The sequence below is a fragment of the Myxococcus sp. CA039A genome, from assembly GCF_013336645.1.
GTDB classification, from domain to species: domain Bacteria; phylum Myxococcota; class Myxococcia; order Myxococcales; family Myxococcaceae; genus Myxococcus; species Myxococcus llanfairpwllgwyngyllgogerychwyrndrobwllllantysiliogogogochensis.
This window is the reverse complement of record NZ_JABUMQ010000013.1, coordinates 1-20736: the sequence shown is the minus strand read 5'-3', so window position 1 is coordinate 20736 and position 20736 is coordinate 1. Positions and strand designations below refer to the sequence as shown.

Here is a 20736-nt window from a genome sequence, read left to right as displayed (position 1 = left end):
TAGCCACAAACCCGACGTGTTCTCAATCATCCGTGAGCGACGTCACACGGCGTCAATGCGGCGGACTCCCATGCTCGTGGCCTTCTTCCCCGGGAGGGTGGCTCTTGGCCTCCAGCCGGACCAGGTCCGCGTGACACTGCTCGAGCGCCTTGTGCAGTGGCTCGCGAGTGGCCTCGTCCGACGCCTGTCCCAGCTTCTTCGCCAGCGCCTCGCACGCGGCGCGCTTCACGTCCGCCTCGCTGGTGCCGGGCCCCGTCGCGCCGGGGGTCGCCAACGGACGCGGAGGCAGGCTGCCCCGCAGGCCACGAATGGCCGAAAGACGCTTGTCGGCTTCCGGACGCGAGCGTGAGCCGGCGGGCACCTTCTCCAGCGACGCGACCACTGCGTCCCACGCCGGGTCCGTCGGCGGCACGCCCCGGTCCACCAGCGCCTCGTACTGCGCATTGGCTTCCTGGAATTGCTTCTTCCCCGAGTCACACCCGGTGAAGAGGACCCAACAAAACACGAGTGAAAGCGCGGCCGGCAGCGGTCGGAAGGCAGTCCACATGACGCGTAGGTACCTCTTGCTGGCCTCCGGAGGGAAGCGCGGGTAGGGTCCGCGTCGTGCAGCCCATTCTCCTTGCCTTCCTGCTCGGTCTGTCCCAGGGCCTGCTCCACGCCGTGGGGCCGGACCATTGCGCGGCCGTGGCCACGCTCGGAACCCTGAATGGGGGCCGGCGTCGCGCGGCCATCGCCACCGCCTTCCGCTTCGCGCTGGGGCACGCGGCCATGCTGGGCGGCATCGCCTCCCTGTGCCTCCTGGCCGGCGTGGGCCTGTCCGAGACCTTCGAGCGCTGGGCCGAAATCTTCGGCGGCGCCGTGCTGGTGGCCCTCGCCGTGACGGCGCTGTTGTTCCCCAACAGCCTGAACCACGGCCACCCCCACCTGCCCGGCCACTCCAAGGAGCCGCACGAGCACGTGCACACCGTCAGCACCGCCGCCGGCGCGCTGATGGCCGTCAGCGGCGTGCGTTCGTTGCTGCTCGCCCTGCCCCCGCTGCTCGTCGGCGGAAGCATGAGCCTGGCCGCGTGGACGTACCTGCCCGGCTTCGCGCTGGGCATCCTCATCGGCATGGGCACCGTGGGCCTGCTCTTCGCCGAGGGCCTCACCCGCCTCAACGACCGCATCACCACCTGGGTGCAGCGCGTCGTCGCCGTGGGCTCCGGTGCGCTCGGCCTGTTCTGGATTGGCTCCCGTCTGACGGGCGGCTGAGCTCGAGCTCCAAGCCACCCCGGGCGCCCCAGGCTCCAAGCAGGCGCCCGCCCGGCGACCCGCAGCCGCGCTACGAGCGCTTGTCCAGGATGCCCAGCGCCATCATCGCCACCAGGAAGCCGTAGACGACGTGCTCGGGGCGGTTGGCGAACGCCAGCAGCTCCGCGACGGTGCGGTTGCCGTCAATCTTGGGCAACAGCTCCGCTTCCCACCGCTCCAGCTCCACTTCGTTGAGCTGGTACGCCGGGGCCACCGCGGGGATGAGCCGGTCCTCCGGCTGCAGCAGCCGGCGCAGGCGCTCCGGCTTGTAGAGCTTCTTGATGCCACGGACGATGAGGTTGGCCGGGTGCACGTCCAGCTTGATGGACTCCGAGCTGGCCTTCTCCCGGAAGCTCATCAGATACGTGCCCTCTTCCCACGCGAAGAGCGAGTAGATGACGGCCTTCACCTGCTGGCCCACGTAGTAGAGCCGCTCGGTGTCCTTGAGCAGCCCGCGCTCCACCAGCACGTCGCCCGTGCGCCGGTTCGTCGCTCCCGCCACGGCGGAGGCATCCTGGAGCTGCTCGGGTTTGATCTTCCCCACGCGGACGAGGAACTGCCCGAAGCGGTCCGCCAGCAGGTTGGAGAGGGCGAACACCGGCATGCCCTTCTCGAAGTAGACGACCTTCTTCACCTTGCCGCGCTGGATGCCCAGCTCGCCCGTCTCACGGGAGAGGTAGTAGGCGGTGAGCAACGAGGGCAGGTTGTCCTTCAGCTCGCCCCGGCGGCTGCCCGGCGCGCCCGAGCCCGCGGGAGGAGAGTCCGGCGGATGGCCCGGCGTGGGCCGCCGCACCTGGGTGGCCGGCACCTTCTGCATGGGGCTGGCGGTGAGGTTGGCGCCGCGAATCTCCGCGGTGATGTTGCCGCCACCCGTCACCTTGATGCGGCCCGTCAGCTCCATCACATCCTGGGGGCCCTCCTCCTCCACGTCGATGTCCAGCTCCACCTCGAAGGCGTCCTGGAGGGAGCCGGCGGGCGGGGCCTTCTTTTCCGGAGGGAGGACCTTGGTGACGGCCTCCAGCAGCTTCTGCGCCTCGAACGGCTTCTCGAAGTAGCCGGCGGACTGGTACTTCTGCCGGGCCTCCAGCGCGTGCTTGCCGCCCTTGAAGACGCCGGTGATGAAGAGCAGCGGGAGCTGGGGGTTGTCCTTCCGCAGCGCGTCCGCCAGGTGGTAGCCCATCATGTCCGGCAGCAGGATGTCCAAGACGGCCGCGCCGGGGGGATTGGCCCGAGCGACGTCAACCGCCTGCCTGCCGCGGCTGGCGCCGACGACCTCGTAGCCCGCGTCCTCGAACAGCTGCGTGAGGAGGGAAAGAAGCTCCGGGTTGTCATCGACGACGAGGATTCTGGGGGCGGCCATCGCGGGTCGTACGCTACCAGATGAAGGCGGTGGGGTGGGACAATCTACCCCCGAGTTCCGGTTTCCACGGTGGATGCATCTGTGCGGCGGGGCGGTTAGGGTGACGACCCCGTCATGTCCCTTCGTCACCTTGTCCGCGCCCAGGGCTTGTCTCTGCTGGCCTGCCTCCCCCTCTTGCTGCCCGCCGTCGCCCTCGCCCAGTCATCGGGGGACGGAGGCATCATCATCCCCCTCCCGGACGCATCCACTGGAGAGGGCGGACCCGACCGGGACAACCCGGAAGGGGAGGACGGGACGGGGCGGGTGAACACGGTCTGTCGCAGCAGCGGAGACTGTTCGCCGCGCTTCTCCTGCGAGGACGGCACCTGCCGCTACACGGGGGTGCGCAAGGCGGAGCAGGTGGGCTGCCTGATGGGCGTGGAGGCCGCGCTGGTGATGGTGGGACTGGCCGGCCTGGCCCTCCCCCGGAAGAAGCGTTAGGGGGCGCGCGCATGCGGCTGGGGCTCAAGGCGGACAACCTGCTGGAGCGAGTGGCGGACTGGTTCAACCTGGCCCCCCAACCCCTGGCCCATGCCTTCTTCGGGATGATGGCGTCGCGCACGCTGATGGCGGGCGTGCGGCTGGGCATCTACGGCGCGCTGGCGGACGGCGCGGCCACGTCGGAGGCGCTGGCGGCGCGGCTGAAGCTGTCCCCGGAAGGCACCCGCTCCCTGCTGGAGGCGCTGGTGGCGTGCGAGGCGGTGGAGCGTCAGCGCGACGGCCGCTACCGGCTGGCTTCGCGCTCGAAGCGGTGGCTGGACCCGCGCTCGCCCAAGTACGTGGGCGCCTTCCTGGAGTTCAACTACGCGCAGTGGGACTGGTGGACGGGGCTGGAGGGCGTGGTGCGCTCGGGCGAGGCGGTGGACATCCACGACTTCGCGCCGGAGGACCCGCGCTGGCGCGACTACATCCACGCCATGCACCAGCTCGCCCGGCTGGCGGCCCCGGAGGTCGTGGGCGCCATCCCCCTGCCCCGAGGTGCCAGACACCTGTTGGATTTGGGCGGAGCGCACGGCTGGTTCGCCGCGGAGCTGTGCCTGCGCCACCGGGGCCTCAAGGCCACGGTGCTGGACTTGGAAGGCAGCGTCCGAGTGGGCCGGGACATCATCGCCTCCGCGGGGCTGAGCCACCTGGTCACCCATCAGGCCGGGGACATCCTCTCCGCGGAGCTGGGTGGCCTCTATGACGGCGTGCTGTTGTTCCAGGTGATGCACCACCTGACGCCCGCGCAGAACGTGGCGCTCCTGCGCCGCATCCGCTCCTCGCTGGCCCCCAAGGGGACGTTGGCCGTGCTGGAGTATCTGCGTGAGGACATCCAGGACCCCGCCAGCTCCGCGCCCCTCATCGGCCTGCACTACTTCGTCACCTCCGGCTCTGACGCCTACACGCCCGCGGAGGTGGAGGGCTTCCTCGACGACGCGGGCTACCGCATCGAGAGCAGCCGACCCATCCGAAACCTCCCCCTTCAAACCCTGCTGATCGCCCGACTCGACTGAGCGGTGCCCTGGCGGGCGGGGGGGCGCGCGCCCTTCCCGCTCCCAGGAGCGGTCTGACAGGGTAGCCTTCGCCCCCGTTGCCCATGCTTCCCGAGACACCCCTCACCGCTGACTCGCCCGACGTGGCGCTCGCCGTCGACCTCGACGGGACACTGGTGCGCACCGACACGCTGCACGAGAACCTGCTCGTGCTCTTCAAGCGCGCGCCGTGGCTGCTCCTGCTGCTGCCCCTGTGGGTGCTCAAGGGCAAGGCGTACTTCAAGGCGGAGGTCGCCCGGCGGGCGGGCCTGGACGCCGCGCAGCTGCCGTACAACGAGGAGCTGCTCGCGTTCCTCCACGAGGAGAAGGCGCGAGGCCGCCGGCTGGTGTTGGCCACGGCGGCGGACCAGCGAATCGCGCAGGCCGTCGCCGCGCACCTGGGAATCTTCGCGGAGGTCCACGCCAGCGACGGCACGGTGAACCTCTCCGGCGCGCGCAAGCTGGCGAAGCTGAAGGCCGCGCTGGGCACGTTCGACTACGCGGGCAACGACGCGGTGGACGTGCCGCTGTGGCGCGAGTCGCGAAACATCGTGGTGGTCCACGCGCCGGCGGGCGTGCTCGAGAAGGCCCGGGGACTGGGGCGTCAGGTCCACCGCGTCTTCGAGAGGCCCAAGGTGGGCCCGCGCGTCTGGGTGAAGGCGCTGCGCGTGCACCAGTGGGCGAAGAACGCGCTCGTCTTCGTGCCGGTGCTCGCCGCGCACAAGGCCGCGGCGCCGAATCTGTTGGCCCAGGCGGTGCTGGCCTTCGTGGCGTTCAGCCTGTGCGCGTCCAGCGTGTACGTGCTCAATGACTTGCTGGATTTGGACTCGGACCGGCGGCACCCGACGAAGAAGAAGCGCCCCTTCGCGGCCTGCTCGCTGCCGGTGAGCGTGGGCGTGGTGCTGGCGCCAGTGCTGCTCCTCGCCGGGGCGGCGGTGTGCCTGCTCTTGCCGCCCGCCTTCGCGGCGCTGCTGGCGACGTACTACGCGCTGACGCTGGCGTACTCGCTGCGGCTCAAGCAGGTGGTGATGCTGGACGTGCTGGTGCTGGCGGGCCTGTACACGGTGCGAATCTTCGGCGGCTCGCTGGCGGTGGGCGTGCCCACGTCGAGCTGGCTGCTCATGTTCAGCATGTTCCTGTTCCTGTCGCTCGCGCTGGTGAAGCGGCTGAGCGAGGTGCGTCGGCTGCGGCTGTCCAACGAGACGTCCGCGCACGGGCGCGGGTACCTGGCGCAGGACTACGAGCAGCTCGCCAGCCTGGGCGCGGCGGCGGGCCAGGTGTCCGTGCTGGTGCTGGCGCTGTACATCACGTCGAAGGAAGTGACTGTCTATTACGACCACCCGGAGCGCCTGTGGCTGTTGTGCCCGGTGATGCTCTACTGGGTGGGCCGCATCTGGGTGCTGGCGCATCGCGGGCAGGTGAACGAGGACCCGCTCGTCTTCGCGCTCAAGGACAAGGTGAGCTACGCGGTGGGGCTCGTCTCCGCCCTGGTCTTGTGGGCGGCCACGTGAGAGGGCTTCCGCGATGAAGTCACTGGAGTCCTGGGGGCGCTACCCCCAAGTCGAGCAGCGCACGCAGGCGCTGACGTGGCGCTCGGACGCGCTGCCGCAAGTCTCTGGCTCCGTGCTGCCGCACGGGCTGGGGCGCAGCTATGGCGACTCCTGCCTCAACGGGGGCGGGACGCTGCTGCTCACCTCGGGCCTGGACAAGCTCATCGCCTTCGACGCGGCCACGGGCGTGGTGCGCTGCGAGGCGGGCGTCACGCTGGACACGCTGTTGCGACTGGCGGCGCCTCGGGGCTGGTTCCTGCCGGTGACGCCGGGCACCAAGTACGTGACGGTGGGCGGCGCCATCGCCAACGACGTGCACGGGAAGAACCACCACCGGGGCGGGACGTTCGGCCGCTACGTGCGCCGCTTCGAGCTGGTGCGCTCGGATGGCAGCCGCCGGGTGTGCGCGCCGGACGAGAACCCGGACTGGTACGGCGCGACGATTGGCGGCCTGGGCCTCACGGGGCTCGTCACGTGGGCGGAGGTGCAGCTCAAGCCCATCAGCAACCCGTACGTGCTCCAGGAGACGGTGCCCTTCGGCAACCTGGACGAATTCCTCGTCGTGGCGCGCGAGTCCGAGGCGGACCACGAGTTCACCATGGCGTGGGTGGACTGCCTGGCGCGCGGCAAGAAGGTGGGACGGGGCCTGCTGTACCGGGGCAACTTCGCGCCGCCGCAGTTCGACGGGCTCCCGCTGACCAAGAGCCACCTGTCGCATGGCATTGGCCTCGCGGTGCCGATGGACATGCCGGCCTTCTGCCTCAACCGGCTGTCGGTGTCGGCGTTCAACTGGCTCTACTTCCACCGGCAGAACGGCAAGCCCAAGCAGCGGCTGACGCACTACGACCCGTTCTTCTATCCGCTGGACGCCATCTACGCGTGGAACCGCATCTATGGCAGCCGGGGCTTCCTCCAGTTCCAGTGCGTGGTGCCCTACGCCACCGCGCGTGACGCGCTGAAGGACATCCTGGAGCGCAGCTCGCGCGGCGGGCTGCCCAGCTTCCTCTCGGTGTTGAAGACCTTCGGTGACCTTCCCTCGCCGGGGTGGATGTCCTTTCCGCGCCAGGGTGTGACGCTGGCCATGGACTTCGCCAACCGGGGGGAGAAGACGTACCGGCTGGTGGAGGAGCTGGACCGGGTGACGCGCGAGGCGGGCGGCGCGGTGTATCCGGCGAAGGACGCGAGGATGAGTCCGGAGAGCTTCGCCGCGTACTTCCCGCGCCGCGCGGAGTTCGCGGGGTACATCGACCCGGCGTTCTCCTCGTCGTTCTGGCGGCGGATGAATCCGGTGACGATGCCCTTCTCGCTGGAATCGGAGCGCGCTTCCGGAGCGCCGCATCCCAAGTCCTTGCTTGCGCTTCGCTGACCTCTCTCCGAGATTGCCGACCCCATGAAGAAAGTGCTCGTCCTCGGCGCCACCAGCGCCATTGCCCAGGCGACGGTGCGGCTGCTCGCCGCTCGCGGTGCCTCGCTGTACCTCGTGGGCCGCAACGCGGAGAACCTGGACGCGGTGGCGAAGGATGCCGCCACGCGGGGCGCCGCGAAGGTGGAGTCGAAGGCGGTGGACCTGAACGACTTCGCCGTGCACGAGGCGCTGGTGGACGGGGCGTTCCAGGCGCTGGGCGGGCTGGACGGCGTGGTGCTGGCGCACGGCGTGCTGGGAGACCAGGCGGAGGCGCAGCGCTCGTGGACGGCGACGGAGGCGGTGCTGCGCACCAACTTCCTGAGCGCGGCGTCGCTCCTGACGGTGCTGGCCAACCGCTTCGAGGCGCAGAAGGCCGGCACGCTGGTGGTGATTTCGTCGGTGGCCGGAGACCGCGGCCGGCAGAGCAATTACGTGTACGGCACGTCGAAGGGCGCGCTGACCGTGTTCCTGCAGGGCCTGCGCAATCGCCTGGCGAAGTCCAACGTGGCGGTGGTGACGGTGAAGCCGGGCTTCGTGGACACACCGATGACGGCGCACCTGCCGAAGAACAAGCTGTTCGCCTCGCCGGAGAAGGTGGCACGCGGACTGCTCAGCGCCGCGGATGCGCGCAAGAACGAGGTCTACGTTCCCGGCATCTGGGCGCTCATCATGCTCATCATCAAGAGCATCCCGGAATCCGTGTTCAAGAAGTTGAAGCTCTAGCTGTAAACGGACGCCGTCAGCGGCGCGGCTTGTCGGACGGCCCTGCTATCTCCACACTCGGGGCATGGCCTACGGCAAACGCGAGACAGAGGGTGTCGCGACCCTCGCCGACATCGAGGCTCTGCCCGAGGGCGTCGTGGGCGAGATCATCGAAGGAACGTTGTATGTGCATGCCCAGCCACGTGCTGGGCATATGAATACCCTTGGAAGTCTGCATGCCCTGCTCTGGAGCCCCTTCCAGCATGGGAGTGGCGGACCTGGGGGCTGGTGGATTCAGGTGGAGCCCGGCATCCGGCTGGAGGGTTCGCCGGAGTTCATTCCGGACGTCGCGGGCTGGAGGAAGGACCGGGTGGCACGGCTACCCACGGGTTCCTGGCTCGTAGCACCTGACTGGGCCTGCGAAATCCTGTCACCGTCGACACGTGCGTATGACCTGCACATCAAGCAGCCGTTCTACGCGCGGATTGGCATCAAGCACTTGTGGTTCATCGACGTGGACGCACGAACCCTCACGGTGAGCGAGCTGCGCGACGGACTCTGGATGGAAGTAGGGACCTACGGTGATGAGGACGTCGTCCGCGTGCCTCCGTTCGAAGACCTCGAGCTGAGACTCGGCGCGCTCTGGCCGTTCGTGGAGCCCTCCGCCGGGATATAGCCTCTCGCGTCCGCTTGTCAGACAGCGCTGCTATCTCCACACTCGGGGCATGGCCTACGGCAAGCGCGAGACAGAGGGTGTCGCGACCCTCGCCGATATCGAGGCTCTGCCCGAGGGCGTCGTGGGCGAGATCATCGATGGAGCGCTGTACACGCATGCCCGCCCCGGTGGTGGGCATGTCTATTTCGGGCTGAGACTCTTTGGTGAGCTGGATGGTCCGTTCCAGCTCGGAAACCCAGGGCCGGGCGACTGGTGGCTCATGGTCGAGCCCGGCGTGCAGGCCGGAGGCTCCCCGGAGTTCATCCCAGACCTCGCGGGCTGGCGGAGAGAGCGCGTCGCCCGTCTTCCCGAGCGACAATGGACCACGGAGCCCGATTGGGTCTGTGAAATCCTGTCGCCGTCGACACGCGCGTATGACCTGCGCATCAAGCGCCCGTTCTACGCGCGACTCGGCATCAAACACTTGTGGCTCATCGACCTGGACTCACGCACGCTCACCGTGAGCGAGCTGCGTGAAGGACAATGGGCCGAGCTGGGCGTCTACAACGAGCACGACGCCCTCATCCGAGTCCCACCCTTCGAGGACCTGGAGCTGCGCTGGGGCTGGCTCTGGCGCGCCCTTCAGCGCACCGACTGAAACCAGCCTCCAGCGCGCATCCGAGCTTCAGCGCACCGCCGGGCGGAACCACGTCGGCTCGGCCCGGACGGACGTGCCACCGGTGAACATGCCGCTGGTGAAGAAGGCGTTCTCGAAGAAGATGTACGGGTGGACGAGCTCCGGGCGACCGGCCGCGTCCAGCTTCGCCGCCTGCGCCTCCGGAATCTCCACGTCCAGCGCACGCAGGTTCGCCTCGAGCTGCTCCAGCTTCGTCGCCCCGATGATGGTGGAGGCCACCCCCGGCCGCCGCGTCACCCACGCCAACGCCACCTGCGCGGGCGGCTTGTCCAGCTCCCGCGCCACCTCCATCAGCGTATCCACGATGCGCCAGTTCTTCTCCGTGAAGAGCTTCTCCATTCCCGGGTTGCCTCGGCCCTGCACCGCCGGCAGTCGCCCCTCTCCCTTCGCGACCAGGCCCTCTCGCGTGTACTTGCCCGACAACAACCCCGACGCCAGCGGGCTCCACGGGGTGATGCTCGCCCCCAGCTCCAGCGCGGCCGGGATGTGCTCCCGCTCGATGTTGCGCTCCACCAGCGAGTACTCCAACTGCAACGCGACGACGCGCTCCCAGCCCTCGCGCTCCGCCAGCGTCTGCGCCCGCGCGAAGTACCAGGCCGGCACGTCCGACAGGCCGATGTAACGAATCTTCCCCACCCTCACGAGGTCCGTCAGCGTGCTCATCACCTCCTCCATCGGAGTGATGCCGTCCCACGCGTGCATCCAGTACAGGTCCAGGTAGTCCGTCTTCAGCCGGCGCAGAGAGCCCTCCACCGCGCGGTGGATGTTCTTGCGTCCGTTGCCTCCCGCGTTCGGGTCTCCCGGCGACGTGTTCACCGTGAACTTCGTCGCGATGACGGCGCCGTCACGCCCGCCCTGCTTCGCGAAGTAGTCCCCGATGATTTCCTCGCTCGTCCCGTTCGTGTAGCCGTCCGCCGTGTCGAGGAAGTTGCCCCCTGCCTCCAGGTAGCGGGCCAGCAGGCGGTGCGCCGTGTCCTTGGGGCTCCCCCAGCCCCACTCCGTGCCGAACGTCATGGTCCCCAGGGCCAGCGGACTCACCCGCAGCCCCGAGCGCCCCAACAGGTGGTAACGGGAAAGCGAGTCGATGCGGTTCGTCGTCGTCATGTGTGCCTCCGTGAATGACCTCAAACTGCCGCCCGAGGGCCTTTCGGAGAAGAGGCACGGCGCGAAAGCACTGTTTAGAATGGCTTCACAATGGCACTGACCCCTCTGAACGAGCTGGCCGTGTTCGTCTCCGTCGCACGGCACAAGAGCTTCACCCGGGCCGCGAAGGAGCTGGGCGTCTCCACCTCCGCGGTGAGTCAGTCCGTGCGGCTGCTAGAGGAGCGCGTCCAACAGGCGTTGTTCTTTCGCACCACTCGCAACGTGTCGCTCACCGACGCCGGCCAGCGACTGCTGGAGCGGGCCGCCCCGGGACTGGAGTCCGCCCTCAACGCGCTCGAGCACCTGTCCGCCGATACCACGCAGCTCACCGGCACCCTGCGACTCACGGTGCCCAGCATCGCCCTCGCCAGCATCATCGAGCCGGTGCTGCCCCGCTTCCTCCGGGACAATCCGCATGTCCACGCGGAGGTGCGCTTGTCCGACAGGTTCGTGGACATCGTCGAGGAGGGACTCGACGCGGGACTGCGGCTGATTGAAGCCGTGGAGAAGGACATGGTGCAGGTGCGGCTCACGCCGGCCTTCCGCTTCATGGTCCTCGCCTCCCCCTCCTACCTGAAGCGCCACGGCACCCCGATGCACCCCGAGGACCTGGCGAAACATGACTGCATCACCTACCGCGCGCCCACGACGAGCCTGCCCTATCACTGGGAGCTGGAGCGGGGTCGCAAGGAGCTGCGCATCCAGGTGAAGGGCCGGCTGGCCACGGACCATTCGGAGGTCATGTACCGCATGGCGGTAGCGGGCGTGGGGCTGACCTACCTGGCGGAGCTGCAGGTCGCCCCCGCCCTGCGCGCGGGCACCCTCGTGCCCGTGCTGGAGGACTGGGCGCCCTCCGTCCCGGGCATCTTCCTGTACTACCCCCACCGGGCTCGCGCGTCGGCGCCGCTGCGCGCCTTCATCGCCCTGGCGCGCAAGCTGCTCCCCACGAATTGACACGGGGGCATCGCCACCTCACGACGCCGGCGCGGGCTCCTCCAGGAACGCCAGCGCCGTTCGCGCGAAGTCCTCACGCTGCTCCCCGAAGATGGGGCCATGTCCCCCGCCCGGGACGACCCACAGCCGGGACGCGGGAATGGCGCGATACAGCTCCACCGACAGCTCCAGCGGATAGAGCGGGTCCTGGTCCCCCTGGACGAGCAGCGTCCGCGCGCGCACCGTGCCCAGCAACGGCGGCGTGAAGTTCATGTCGTCGAAGCTGTCCGCGAAGCCTCGGCCGTGTCGCCAGAGCGCGCGAATCTGCGCGTCCCCATGGACGTGTTTGGAGCGCATGTCCGCCCACTCGGCCTCGGTGCGCGATTCCTCCGTGAAGGTGGCCATGATGCGGCGCGCCTGCGCGGGGTAGTACGGCGTGCTGGAGACGAGCACCATCCGCTCCACGCGGCCCGGTGCACGCGTCGCGAGGTGCAGCAGCGTGTTGCCGCCCAGGCTCATGCCGATGGCGCGAAACCGCTCGATGCCCAGCGAGTCCAGCAGCGCGAGCACGTCCACCCCGCACTGGCGCGTGGTGAAGTCCTCTGACGGGTTGTCGGTCCGGCCGTGGCCCCGCAGGTCCGGAATGATGAGCCGGTACCTGCGGGCGAGCACTTCCAGGTCGAACACATGGACCCAGTCCGCGCCCGTCCCCGTGAAGCCGTGGAGCAGGACGAGAGGAGGGCCCTCGCCCATCAGCGTGCAGTGCATTCGCAGGCCATCGAGCGTGACTGTCCGCAGGTCTTTCGTCGCGTTCATCCCGTGACTCCCGTGAGGGACTGGAGGTGTTCCAGTCACGCGGGGAAGTACGGGAGACTTTTGCAACTTGATAGCTGCGTTCTTTTCCGCAAAACTGCTTCGCGGTATCACGGCATGGGAGTTCACGCCGGGCCGGACGTCGCAGCGCTAGTCGAGTGCTCCGTCGATGATCTTCTTCGCCACGCCGAACGAGAAGCCCGCGCGAGCCAGCGACGCGAGGTCGCGCTTGCGATTCTCCTCACGCGTGGCCAGGTCCTTGCGAAAGGGCCCCAGTCGCTTCTTCCGGGCCCAGATGCGCGCGGCGTCCTCGTCGGAGACCTCCGCGGTGGCCAGCGCCAGCTTGCGCTGCACCAGGTCCGAGGCCACGCCCTTCATCCGCAGCTTCTGGGCAATCATCCGCGTGCTGCGCCCCGAAGCGCGCAGTGACTGCGCCTTCATCCCCGCATAGGCGTCGTCGTTGACGAGGTTGTTGCGGACGAGCTTCTGCGTGAGCGCGTCAATCCACCCGAGCGCCTCGGCGCGGTCTCCGCCATGCTCCTTCACCGAGCGGTCCACCCGGCGCACCAGCACGCGCTTCAACTGGCTCACCGTGGAGGCGTAGCGCTTGAGGTAGTGCAGCGCCACGTTCTCCAGATAGCGGGCGGACACCTTCCGGGGTCGCTTCTGTTTCCTGGGGGGCCTGCTGTCCTGTCCGGTCCGGTCGTCGTCCACGTGGCCCCCTATCTACCAGGGGCGTCTGACCCGGACGCGAAACAAGAGGTGTCAGGTCCAGGAACACCCAAGCGGGCAGTCGAGCGGCGCCACCGCCTCCTCACTCGCCCTCATCGAGCGGCGGCGGCATTCGCGGCGCAGCTCGCGGGCACGGACGTCCCAGGCGCCAGGGCCTCGCAGAGCGGACTTCCCGAGGCATCCGGCAGCGTCACGCCCAGCCACGTCGCCAGCGTGGGCGCCAGGTCGAGCGGAGTGACGGGCCGCCCATGGCGCGCGGCGGGGAGGCCCTGGCCGAAGAGGATGAGCGGCACGTGGATGTCGTACTCGTACGGCGTGCCGTGCGTGCTCGCATGGTCTTCCCCCGGCTCCAGCAGCACATGCGGGTCCGCGATGATGACGAGTTCCCCGGACCGCGCCGGCACGTACTCCCCGCGCACCCTTCGAGCGAAGCCCCGCTCACGGCCCGCGCTCACGTCCGAGGCGGAGACGACGTCGGAGATGCCGGGCAGCGCCTGGACCGCGGTGCGGCTCACCTCGACGGCATCTTCCAACCTCACCTTGCGCGCCTTCAGGCGCGACTGACGCAGATACAGGTGCGGCACGCTGAAGGCCTCCACCCAGTCCTCGGGTCCGAACGCCCGGTCCAGCGCCGCGTCCACCGCGTGCGTCACGAGCGCACCTGGCATCCGCTGCTCGGCTCGCGCGGGCGCGGGCGCCATCCCGTGGTCCGCGCTCATGGCCACCAGCACCCGCGACAATCCGAGCTCCCGCTCCAGCGTCGCCAGGAACGCGGCCAGCGCCCTGTCCATTCGGAGAATCATGTCCGCCGTCTCGTGACTCTCCGGACCGAAGGCGTGGCTCACCACATCAACACTCGACATGCCGATGGCCAGCAGGTCCCTCGCACCAGGACGCTTCCCCAGCGCTTCGGCGCGCAGGCCCGCCAGGGCGAACTCGAACAGCTTCTCCGCGCCCAGCGGGGTGTAGAGGAAGGCGTCCTCCGTGGAGAGGGGATGCGGAAACGTCCGCCCCAGGTCCTCGGGTGGACGCTCGCGCGCATCGTCATCGGGCCCCAGCGCGCCATACGCTCCGGGCTCCGCGCCTCGTGCCCAGACTCCACCCTTCTGGGAGACCTGGGCCTGATTCCAGGTGGAGACCCAGGATGGCAGTTGCTCCGCGTGGTGACGGCTCGTCGTGAAGCCCTTCGTGCCCCACCAGTACGCCTGTCCCCGGTGGCCTCCGAGCATGATGGCGGCGCGGTCCTTCAACGAGACGGACAGCACGCGCGACGAGGCCCCATGCGTCGCGAGCAACCGGTCTCCCAACGTCGGCACCAGCAGTCGCCGGGGTGACACGCCCTTTCCCTTCGGGTCATCCAGCGGTGGGCTCGCGGCGTCCTTTACACAGCTCACCTCCGCGCCGGACTCCCGCTCGTACCACTCGTTGGAGATGATTCCGTGCGCGCCGGGCAGGGCCCCCGTCGCGAGCGTGGCGTGTCCTGGACACGTCTTCGTCGTCGCATAGGGATAGCGCGCGGAGTCGAAGACGGTGCCGCCCTCCAGCAGCCTGCGGAAACCTCCCGGCCCCATCCGATGGCGCCACCGCTCCAGGTCGTCGTAGCGCAATCCGTCGAACACCAGGAACACCACCAACGACGGACGCGCCTCTTCCACGGCGGACGCCTGGGCCCGCGAGGAGCCTCGGACTGGAGCCACCGTGCGCGACCCCACCTTGCCCGAGGACACCTCCGGCTCACGTGCCTCGCTCGGGCGCGAGCCCAGCACCACCCATAGACAGCCCAGCGACACGAGCGTCCGACTCCATGAACCCGTCATGATTCCACCTCCGACACCGCGCACCTCGCGATGTGGAGGGCATCCTGCGAGCGCTCCGCGCCATCAATCCAATGGATAGACTGGATGGAGCCGATAGAATGGTTCGATGGATCTGGACCCTCGCTATCTCGAGACCTTCCTGACGGTGAGCCGCGAGCGGGGCTTCAGTCGCGCGGCGACGGTGCTGCACCGGACGCAGCCGGCGGTGAGCTACCAGATTCATCAACTGGAGCAGCAGTTGGGCACCGTGCTCTTCGACCGCACGACGCGGCGACTCACGCTGACCGACGCGGGCACGAAGCTGCATGCCCTCTGTGAGCGCTTCTTCGACGAGTTCGGTCGACTCGCGCGCACGTTCAAGGAAGGCGACACCCAGCCAGCACCGCTGCGCATCGCCTCGGTGAGCGGCTTCGGACGCTATGTGCTCTATCCCCTCCTCTCCCGTGAGCGGGCCTCCGCGCCGTACTCCCTGCGCTTCCCCACGGCGGACCAGGTCTTCTCATCCCTGGAGGACGGTGTCTGTGACGTGGGCTTCGTCTACCTGCCCCACGTATCGAGCCGCCTGCTGACCGCGCCCGTGTGGCGCGAGGAGCTGGTGCTCGTCGGTCCGCCCCAGGCACGGGGACGCGCGTTCCCGTCGCTCGCGGCCTTCGAGGACCTGGCCTTCATCACGTATGACGAGTGTGAGTATGTCTTCGGCAAGTGGTTCGAGGGCCACTACGGGCGACAGCCCCGCTCCGTGCGGGGCACGTACCACTTCGAGGAGCTGGAAGAGGTGCTGGGCACGGTGGCCGCCGGCCACGGCTGGTCCATCCTCCCCGACCACTGCGTCGCCCAGGCCGCCCGTCAGGGCACCGTCGTCGTGCCCCAGGCCCCGAGCCGCCAGCAGGTCGTCAACCTCATCTACTCCGTGCAGCGGGCGAGCGCCCCGGAGAACCCCGCGGCGCTCCGCCTCATCGAGTCCCTGCGCACCGCCAGCGAGCAGCGTGGACTCACCGCGCCCAAGACACGCCGGACAAAGGCGCGGTAGGCGCCTCGGAGGAACGGAGCGGGCTCCCGCGAGCGCGCCACAGGGCAATCATCCTTTTGGGCACCCCGTGCTCCCTGGCTACGATTGGGCGCAGGAGCCCTCCATGACCACCGCCACCCCTCTTCACTCCGAGCCAGGGTCCGTCGCTCCAGTGCCAGCGGCGCCCGTCTCCGCCCCTCCGGTGCCCGAGTCTTGGAGCCCCGCGAAGCGCATCGCATTCCGCTTCGTCTGCGCCTTCGTCCTCATCTACTGTTTCGCCTTCCCGCTGGACGCGCTCCCCTTCATCGACAGGCCCCTGTCCACGGCCATCTCGGGCTTCTGGCAGGTCGTCGTGCCCTGGGTCGCCCGGCATGTGGTCGGCTACGAGCAGGAGCTCTCCATCGCCACGTCTGGCAGCGGAGACAAGGCCATCGACTACGCGCAGACGGCCCTCTGCCTGGTGCTCGCCTTCATCGCGGCGAGCGTGTGGTCCGTCATCGACCGGCGTCGCACCCGGTACGTGAAGGCCCACGACTTCCTGCGCGTCTACGTCCGCTACATGCTGGCCCTCGCCATGCTGTCCTATGGCTTCGCCAAGGTCTTCAAGTCCCAATTCCCCTTCCCCACCGTGGACCGACTCACGCAACCCCTGGGCGAGTTCTCTCCCATGGGGCTGCTGTGGACCTTCATGGGCTTCTCCCCGGGCTACAACCTCTTCACCGGAGGAGCGGAGGTGCTGGGAGGCCTGCTGCTCCTCTTCCGACGCACCACCACGCTCGGCTCACTGGTGGTCGTCGGCGTCATGTCCAACGTGGTGGCGCTGAACTTCTTCTACGACGTCCCCGTCAAGCTCTACTCCACGCTGCTCCTGCTGTACGCCGTCTTCCTGCTGCTGCCCGACCTCCGACGCCTGGCCGACGTCTTCGTCTTCAACCGCGCCACCCAGCCCGCAGTGCTCGACACGCCCTTCGCCTTCTCCTCCCGCGTCACCTGGGCGCTGCGAGGCGTGAAGCTCCTCTTCGTCGGCTGGATGCTCTACTCCAATGCCAGCCGGACCCTGGAGGGCCACATGAAGTGGGGAGATGGCGCGCCACTGCCGCCGCTCTACGGCCTCTATGAGGTCGAATCCTTCACGAAGAATGGACAGGTGCTGCCCCCGCTCCTGGGCGACACCTCGCGCTGGCGCAGCCTCGCCATCGGCCGCTTCCGGATGACCCTCCGGAAGATGGACGACTCCACACAGCGCTACCAGGTGTCGGGCAGCCCGGAGACCCGGATGCTCGTCCTCGCCGAAGGCCGGGGCGAGGACGCGAAGAAGACGACCTTCACCCTGGAGCAGCCAGACCCGGAGCACCTGGTCATCCAGGGCACCTTCGAGGGCGCCGCCCTCCACGTCCGCGTGCGCAAGGTGGACACCTCCCAGCTCCAGCTCCTCAACCGAGGCTTCAACTGGGTCCAGGAAGTTCCGTTCAATCGCTGAAGCGGCTACTCGGAAACCACCGTATCCGGGTGGCAGATACCCGCGAGGGCCGCGGCGGTCGTCGGCAGCGGCTCCACGTAGCGTCCCTCGCCGAACCCCAGCGCCCAGAAGCGCGGTCGCACCTCCTCGCGCGCCAGCAACCGCAGCAGCAGGAACTTCGCCTCGTCCTGCCCGTCGAAGGCCATGGGGAAGGTGTTGTGGTGCATGGCCACGGACGTGGAGGAGTTCAGCACCTTGTGCGCATCCAGGGCCTCGCGCGGCCCCATGTGCACCTTGTGGATGATGCGCGGACGGAACGCGCCAATCGGCAGCACCGACAGCCGCATGGGCCCGAAGCGCGCGGCCATCATCGAGAAGTGCGGACCGAAGCCCGTGTCCCCCGCGAAGAGCACCGGCCCTCCCGTGGTGGAGACGACGTAGCCCGCCCACAGCGTCTCGGACAGGTCCGTGAGGCCCCGGTTGGAGCGGTGCTGCGCGGGCACCGCCGTCACCTTCACCTCCGGCGTCACGTCCGTGGACTGCCACCAGTCCAGCTCCTCCACGTTCCGGAAGCCCTCGCCCTTCAGCAGCGCCTTGTTGCCCAGGCCGACGATGAAGCGCGGATGGTGCGCCTCCTCCAGCCGGCGCAGCGTGGGCAAATCCATGTGGTCATAGTGGTTGTGACTCACCACCACCACGTGGATTGGCGGCAGGTCCTCGAAGCGGATGCCCGGCGGATGCACGCGCTTGGGCCCCACCCAGGGCACCGGGCTGGGCCGGTCCGAGTAGATGGGGTCCGTCAGCACATTCACCCCGTCCGCCTGGAGGAGCACGGTGGCGTGGTTGATGAGCGTCACCCGCAGCCGGCCCGGCCCCACCCGCGTCGGAGGAGTCCTGCCCGGGGTCAGCTCCTCGTACTCCCGCCACTCTCCGCGAGGCTCCTTCAGCGCCGCCTCCACCAGCTCCGTCGTCTTCAGCTCCGGCGCGTCCCCGAGGTTGTGGAACTTCTCGCCATCGAAGTGCGCGAGCGGCGGCCCCTGGTGACTCGGGCCCGCGAAGAGACAGCCACCGAGGAGCGGTGCGCACAGCAACAGGAACAGAACCGTCGAGGTGGGGGACTGGCGGTCCAGGGGCATGGGCACGACACTCCATCGAAGCGACCGAGCCCTCCGGCCAGGGCGCGCTGGGGACCCATCGTAACGGCCGGCGTGACGACGCGCAGGCCTCTTCAAGGGGAAGTGGCGACCTGGGGCTTCTCCAGCACGGGCGCGGCCTTGAGCGTGTGCTCGCGCAGCCACGCCACCGTGTCGCGCAGCGTCTCGTCCAGGGGACGGAACGACGCGCCCAGCTCCCGCCGCGCCTTCGTCGAATCCACGCTCAGATTCGCGTGCATGACGCGCACACCCTCCACCGTCAGCGACGTCTGGCCCCCCGTCAGGCGGGCCCACGTCTGCCCCAACGCGCCCAGCACCACCGCCAGCCCATGCGGCAGCGTCCGGCGCGGCCCCTTCACCCCCGTCACCCGCTCGAGCGCCTGGGAGAGCGTCACGAGGTCCACGAATTCACCGCCCACCAGATACCGCTCGCCCGCACGGCCCTTCTGTGCCGCCACCACCGTGGCCTCGGCCACGTCGCGCGCGTCCACCAGCGACGAGCCGCCGTCGAGCAGCGCCGGCATCTTCCCCGCGAGGAAATCCAGCACGAACTGGCCCGAGCCCGTGGGGCCCGCGTCCCCCGGCCCGAACATCCACCCCGGCAGGATGTAGACCACCTCCAGGCCCGAGCGCGCGCTGAAGGCATTCAGCTCCCGCTCCGACTCCACCTTGCTCTTGAAGTACAGGTTCGAGGAGGCGACGGGTGCGGGCGGCGTCTGCTCGTCTCCGGCCGAGCCGTCCGGCTTCGTCCCCACCGTCCCCGAGGAGCTGATGTCCAGGAAGCGCTTCACCCCGCGTCGGTGGGCCTCCTCGGCAAGCTCCACCGTGGCCTTCACGTTGATGGCATACAGCTTCGGCCAGTGGTCGCCGGGCGCGTAGTATTCACGGAAGTAGGCCGCCGTGTGGATGACCACGTCACATCCCTCCAGCGCGGCCGCGAAGCTCTTCACGTCCAGCATGTCCCCTTCCACCACCTCCACGCCCGCAAGGCCCCCCAGCACCTGGCGCGCCTTCGACGGCGAGCGGGCCAGCGCCCGCACCGTGTGTCCTCCCGCCACCAACGCCCGCACCACGTTGTTACCCAACAGGCCCGTGCTACCCGTCACGAATGCGCGCATCCCGCGTCTCCCAGTCTATATGATCACTGTTCAGATAAGAGGCAATCTCAGCAGTGTCAAGATGAACGACATTCCAGGAAGGGGGCAGGGGCGATGACGACTCGGGTCGGGAAGAAACCGGCGGCGCCGCGAAAGCGCGCCTACCACCACGGAGATTTGCGCCAGGCCCTGGTGGACGCGACGCTGAAGCTCATCGCGACGGAGGACGTGGGTGCGGTGTCCCTGCGCGAGGTCGCCCGGCGGGCCGGTGTGACGGCGGCGGCGCCCTACCACCACTTCCGGGACAAGGATGCGCTCCTGGCGGCGGTGGCGGAAGAGGGCTACCGGGCGCTCAACCAGCGGATGGACGAGTCGCTGTCCAGCATCCGAGCCCCCCGGACGGACAACCAGCTGCGGGCGCTCGCCCGGTGCTACGTGCGCTTCGCCGTGGAGCACCCCGCGCACTACCGCGTCATGTTCCGGCAGGAGTGGGGGGACGAGGAGAAGTACGCGAGCCTCCACGCGGAGGGCATGCGCGCCTACGGGCGGCTCCAGGAGCTGGCGAAGGAGACCACGGGCGGCAAGGTGGACATGGACACGCTCGCGTTCACCGTCTGGGCCTGGGTGCACGGCCTCGCCTCGCTGTGGAACGAGGGGCCCCTGCGCAAGAAGACCCGGAGCGACTCCATTGAACCCCTGCTGGAGCGCTCCGTGGAGCTGTTCGTCGGGTGGGTGATGGCGAAGTAGGGCCCGTCACGCCACGACGGCGTGGAGGATTCTCTCGAACATCCACGGGCTTCGCCCCAGCAGCCGGACGATGGGGCGTCGCAACCCGGGCCTTCGCGCCAGCATGAGCAGCGCGCGCGTGGCCCAGGCGTACTTGCGGAACACCTGCTGGAAGCGCTGCTCGTAGGGGCGCAGCACCTGGCGCGTCGCCCCCTTCGTCAGCGCGTCCGGCAGCAGCGTCCCCAGCGACTCCGCGCACGCGAAGGCCAGGGACAGGCCCTCGCCCGTCAGCGCGTCCACGTAGCCCGCCGCGTCGCCCACCAGCGCGAAGCGGTCCGCCACGCGCACCCGCGCCACCCGCGCCAGCGGCCCCGCGCCGCGCACCTGCGAGTCAGGCGACGCGACGAGCAGTCGCTCCTGGAGCCGAGGGAAGCGCGCGAGCAGCGTGTCGAAGCCCACCCGCCCCTCCACGCCACCGTCTTCCCACAGGAAGGCCAGCCCCACGCGGCGCGCTCCGGCGGGCGTCACATACGCCTCCACGCCGTCCGCGAAGTGGACCTCCACGTAGGGCGTCCACGGCGCCAGTTGGAAGTGCCTGCGCAACCCGAAGCGCCGGGGCCCCTCCGTGGCCACCTCCAGCC

The 20736-nt window shown here is 69.1% G+C and carries 20 protein-coding genes and 1 pseudogene; 12 read left to right on the top strand and 9 right to left on the bottom strand.

All coding sequences use genetic code 11. The features are described 5' to 3' along the window. Window positions 1-52: 52 nt before the first annotated feature. Window positions 53-547 (bottom strand): hypothetical protein, encoded by a 495-nt coding sequence (locus HR086_RS03535; RefSeq protein WP_174454200.1) that lies wholly within the window; start codon window positions 545-547, stop codon window positions 53-55. Window positions 548-603: 56 nt separating this feature from the next. Between HR086_RS03535 and HR086_RS03530 the strand changes: the two genes are divergently transcribed. Further along, a complete protein-coding gene (locus tag HR086_RS03530) occupies window positions 604-1251 on the top strand; it encodes a hypothetical protein (RefSeq protein ID WP_141641657.1) in 648 nt (215 codons plus the stop codon). Window positions 1252-1321: 70 nt separating this feature from the next. On the opposite strand, the gene HR086_RS03525 is transcribed toward HR086_RS03530, so the two are convergent. After that, window positions 1322-2650, bottom strand: a complete 1329-nt coding sequence (locus HR086_RS03525) for a response regulator (RefSeq protein WP_141641656.1) — start codon at window positions 2648-2650, stop codon at window positions 1322-1324. Window positions 2651-2764: 114 nt separating this feature from the next. Between HR086_RS03525 and HR086_RS03520 the strand changes: the two genes are divergently transcribed. The 7 genes from HR086_RS03520 to HR086_RS03490 all read left to right on the top strand — a co-directional run bounded on the left by HR086_RS03520 (window position 2765) and on the right by HR086_RS03490 (window position 9173). Beyond that, window positions 2765-3130 (top strand): MXAN_6627.5 family MYXO-CTERM protein, encoded by a 366-nt coding sequence (locus HR086_RS03520; RefSeq protein ID WP_141641655.1) that lies wholly within the window; start codon window positions 2765-2767, stop codon window positions 3128-3130. Window positions 3131-3141: 11 nt separating this feature from the next. Continuing rightward, entirely contained in the window at window positions 3142-4185 is a 1044-nt protein-coding gene (locus HR086_RS03515) for a methyltransferase (protein WP_174454199.1), read from the top strand. Window positions 4186-4268: 83 nt separating this feature from the next. Next, a complete protein-coding gene (locus HR086_RS03510; RefSeq protein WP_174454198.1) occupies window positions 4269-5714 on the top strand; it encodes a UbiA family prenyltransferase in 1446 nt (481 codons plus the stop codon). A 13-nt stretch (window positions 5715-5727) separates the two neighbouring features. Next, window positions 5728-7119 (top strand): FAD-binding oxidoreductase, encoded by a 1392-nt coding sequence (locus tag HR086_RS03505; RefSeq protein ID WP_174464871.1) that lies wholly within the window; start codon window positions 5728-5730, stop codon window positions 7117-7119. Between the two features lie 24 nt (window positions 7120-7143). Then, window positions 7144-7881 carry an SDR family oxidoreductase gene (locus HR086_RS03500; protein WP_141641651.1) on the top strand — a complete coding sequence of 246 codons (738 nt, stop codon included), beginning with the start codon at window positions 7144-7146 and terminating at the stop codon, window positions 7879-7881. A gap of 64 nt (window positions 7882-7945) precedes the next feature. Then, a complete protein-coding gene (locus HR086_RS03495; RefSeq protein ID WP_174464870.1) occupies window positions 7946-8536 on the top strand; it encodes a Uma2 family endonuclease in 591 nt (196 codons plus the stop codon). A 49-nt stretch (window positions 8537-8585) separates the two neighbouring features. Then, complete coding sequence (locus HR086_RS03490) at window positions 8586-9173, top strand: Uma2 family endonuclease (protein WP_174464869.1); 588 nt, start codon at window positions 8586-8588, stop codon at window positions 9171-9173. A 27-nt stretch (window positions 9174-9200) separates the two neighbouring features. Here HR086_RS03490 and HR086_RS03485 read toward each other — a convergent pair whose 3' ends face one another. Beyond that, window positions 9201-10316, bottom strand: coding sequence for an aldo/keto reductase (locus HR086_RS03485; RefSeq protein ID WP_174464868.1), 1116 nt, complete (start codon window positions 10314-10316; stop codon window positions 9201-9203). 90 nt (window positions 10317-10406) lie between these two features. On the opposite strand from HR086_RS03485, the gene HR086_RS03480 reads away from it, so the two are divergent. Further along, window positions 10407-11309 (top strand): LysR family transcriptional regulator, encoded by a 903-nt coding sequence (locus HR086_RS03480; RefSeq protein WP_174454193.1) that lies wholly within the window; start codon window positions 10407-10409, stop codon window positions 11307-11309. 18 nt (window positions 11310-11327) lie between these two features. Here HR086_RS03480 and HR086_RS03475 read toward each other — a convergent pair whose 3' ends face one another. The 3 genes from HR086_RS03475 to HR086_RS03465 all read right to left on the bottom strand — a co-directional run bounded on the left by HR086_RS03475 (window position 11328) and on the right by HR086_RS03465 (window position 14650). Further along, complete coding sequence (locus HR086_RS03475; protein ID WP_174464867.1) at window positions 11328-12104, bottom strand: alpha/beta fold hydrolase; 777 nt, start codon at window positions 12102-12104, stop codon at window positions 11328-11330. 147 nt (window positions 12105-12251) lie between these two features. Next, window positions 12252-12815 carry a regulatory protein RecX gene (locus HR086_RS03470; protein ID WP_141641645.1) on the bottom strand — a complete coding sequence of 188 codons (564 nt, stop codon included), beginning with the start codon at window positions 12813-12815 and terminating at the stop codon, window positions 12252-12254. A gap of 110 nt (window positions 12816-12925) precedes the next feature. Then, window positions 12926-14650 carry an alkaline phosphatase family protein gene (locus tag HR086_RS03465; protein ID WP_174464866.1) on the bottom strand — a complete coding sequence of 575 codons (1725 nt, stop codon included), beginning with the start codon at window positions 14648-14650 and terminating at the stop codon, window positions 12926-12928. A gap of 106 nt (window positions 14651-14756) precedes the next feature. Here HR086_RS03465 and HR086_RS03460 point away from each other — a divergent pair, with 106 nt between their 5' ends. Together HR086_RS03460 and HR086_RS03455 are read left to right on the top strand one after the other, a co-directional pair. Then, a complete protein-coding gene (locus tag HR086_RS03460) occupies window positions 14757-15680 on the top strand; it encodes a LysR family transcriptional regulator (protein WP_174464865.1) in 924 nt (307 codons plus the stop codon). A gap of 103 nt (window positions 15681-15783) precedes the next feature. Continuing rightward, window positions 15784-17139: a hypothetical protein gene (locus HR086_RS03455; protein WP_174464864.1), complete on the top strand. Its 1356-nt coding sequence runs from the start codon at window positions 15784-15786 to the stop codon at window positions 17137-17139. A 5-nt stretch (window positions 17140-17144) separates the two neighbouring features. Here the strand turns inward: HR086_RS03455 and HR086_RS03450 are convergent, their stop codons facing one another. Together HR086_RS03450 and HR086_RS03445 are read right to left on the bottom strand one after the other, a co-directional pair. Continuing rightward, window positions 17145-18254: an MBL fold metallo-hydrolase gene (locus tag HR086_RS03450; RefSeq protein WP_174464863.1), complete on the bottom strand. Its 1110-nt coding sequence runs from the start codon at window positions 18252-18254 to the stop codon at window positions 17145-17147. Window positions 18255-18346: 92 nt separating this feature from the next. Then, window positions 18347-19390, bottom strand: a complete 1044-nt coding sequence (locus HR086_RS03445; protein WP_174464862.1) for an SDR family oxidoreductase — start codon at window positions 19388-19390, stop codon at window positions 18347-18349. 93 nt (window positions 19391-19483) lie between these two features. Between HR086_RS03445 and HR086_RS03440 the strand changes: the two genes are divergently transcribed. Next, window positions 19484-20116, top strand: coding sequence for a TetR/AcrR family transcriptional regulator (locus HR086_RS03440; RefSeq protein WP_174454187.1), 633 nt, complete (start codon window positions 19484-19486; stop codon window positions 20114-20116). 6 nt (window positions 20117-20122) lie between these two features. On the opposite strand, the pseudogene HR086_RS03435 reads toward HR086_RS03440, so the two are convergent. Further along, window positions 20123-20736: pseudogene (locus tag HR086_RS03435) on the bottom strand (monooxygenase); the annotation flags it as partial.

What these genes read in the sequence shown, in the direction of transcription:
- HR086_RS03535 (WP_174454200.1), bottom strand. Translation starts at nt 547, where the DNA reads ATGTGGACTGCCTTCCGACCGCTGCCGGCCGCGCTTTCACTCGTGTTT.
- HR086_RS03525 (WP_141641656.1), bottom strand. Translation starts at nt 2,650, where the DNA reads ATGGCCGCCCCCAGAATCCTCGTCGTCGATGACAACCCGGAGCTTCTT.
- HR086_RS03520 (WP_141641655.1), top strand. Translation starts at nt 2,765, where the DNA reads ATGTCCCTTCGTCACCTTGTCCGCGCCCAGGGCTTGTCTCTGCTGGCC.
- HR086_RS03515 (WP_174454199.1), top strand. Translation starts at nt 3,142, where the DNA reads ATGCGGCTGGGGCTCAAGGCGGACAACCTGCTGGAGCGAGTGGCGGAC.
- HR086_RS03510 (WP_174454198.1), top strand. Translation starts at nt 4,269, where the DNA reads ATGCTTCCCGAGACACCCCTCACCGCTGACTCGCCCGACGTGGCGCTC.
- HR086_RS03505 (WP_174464871.1), top strand. Translation starts at nt 5,728, where the DNA reads ATGAAGTCACTGGAGTCCTGGGGGCGCTACCCCCAAGTCGAGCAGCGC.
- HR086_RS03500 (WP_141641651.1), top strand. Translation starts at nt 7,144, where the DNA reads ATGAAGAAAGTGCTCGTCCTCGGCGCCACCAGCGCCATTGCCCAGGCG.
- HR086_RS03495 (WP_174464870.1), top strand. Translation starts at nt 7,946, where the DNA reads ATGGCCTACGGCAAACGCGAGACAGAGGGTGTCGCGACCCTCGCCGAC.
- HR086_RS03490 (WP_174464869.1), top strand. Translation starts at nt 8,586, where the DNA reads ATGGCCTACGGCAAGCGCGAGACAGAGGGTGTCGCGACCCTCGCCGAT.
- HR086_RS03485 (WP_174464868.1), bottom strand. Translation starts at nt 10,316, where the DNA reads ATGACGACGACGAACCGCATCGACTCGCTTTCCCGTTACCACCTGTTG.
- HR086_RS03480 (WP_174454193.1), top strand. Translation starts at nt 10,407, where the DNA reads ATGGCACTGACCCCTCTGAACGAGCTGGCCGTGTTCGTCTCCGTCGCA.
- HR086_RS03475 (WP_174464867.1), bottom strand. Translation starts at nt 12,104, where the DNA reads ATGAACGCGACGAAAGACCTGCGGACAGTCACGCTCGATGGCCTGCGA.
- HR086_RS03465 (WP_174464866.1), bottom strand. Translation starts at nt 14,650, where the DNA reads ATGACGGGTTCATGGAGTCGGACGCTCGTGTCGCTGGGCTGTCTATGG.
- HR086_RS03460 (WP_174464865.1), top strand. Translation starts at nt 14,757, where the DNA reads ATGGATCTGGACCCTCGCTATCTCGAGACCTTCCTGACGGTGAGCCGC.
- HR086_RS03455 (WP_174464864.1), top strand. Translation starts at nt 15,784, where the DNA reads ATGACCACCGCCACCCCTCTTCACTCCGAGCCAGGGTCCGTCGCTCCA.
- HR086_RS03450 (WP_174464863.1), bottom strand. Translation starts at nt 18,254, where the DNA reads ATGCCCCTGGACCGCCAGTCCCCCACCTCGACGGTTCTGTTCCTGTTG.
- HR086_RS03445 (WP_174464862.1), bottom strand. Translation starts at nt 19,390, where the DNA reads ATGCGCGCATTCGTGACGGGTAGCACGGGCCTGTTGGGTAACAACGTG.
- HR086_RS03440 (WP_174454187.1), top strand. Translation starts at nt 19,484, where the DNA reads ATGACGACTCGGGTCGGGAAGAAACCGGCGGCGCCGCGAAAGCGCGCC.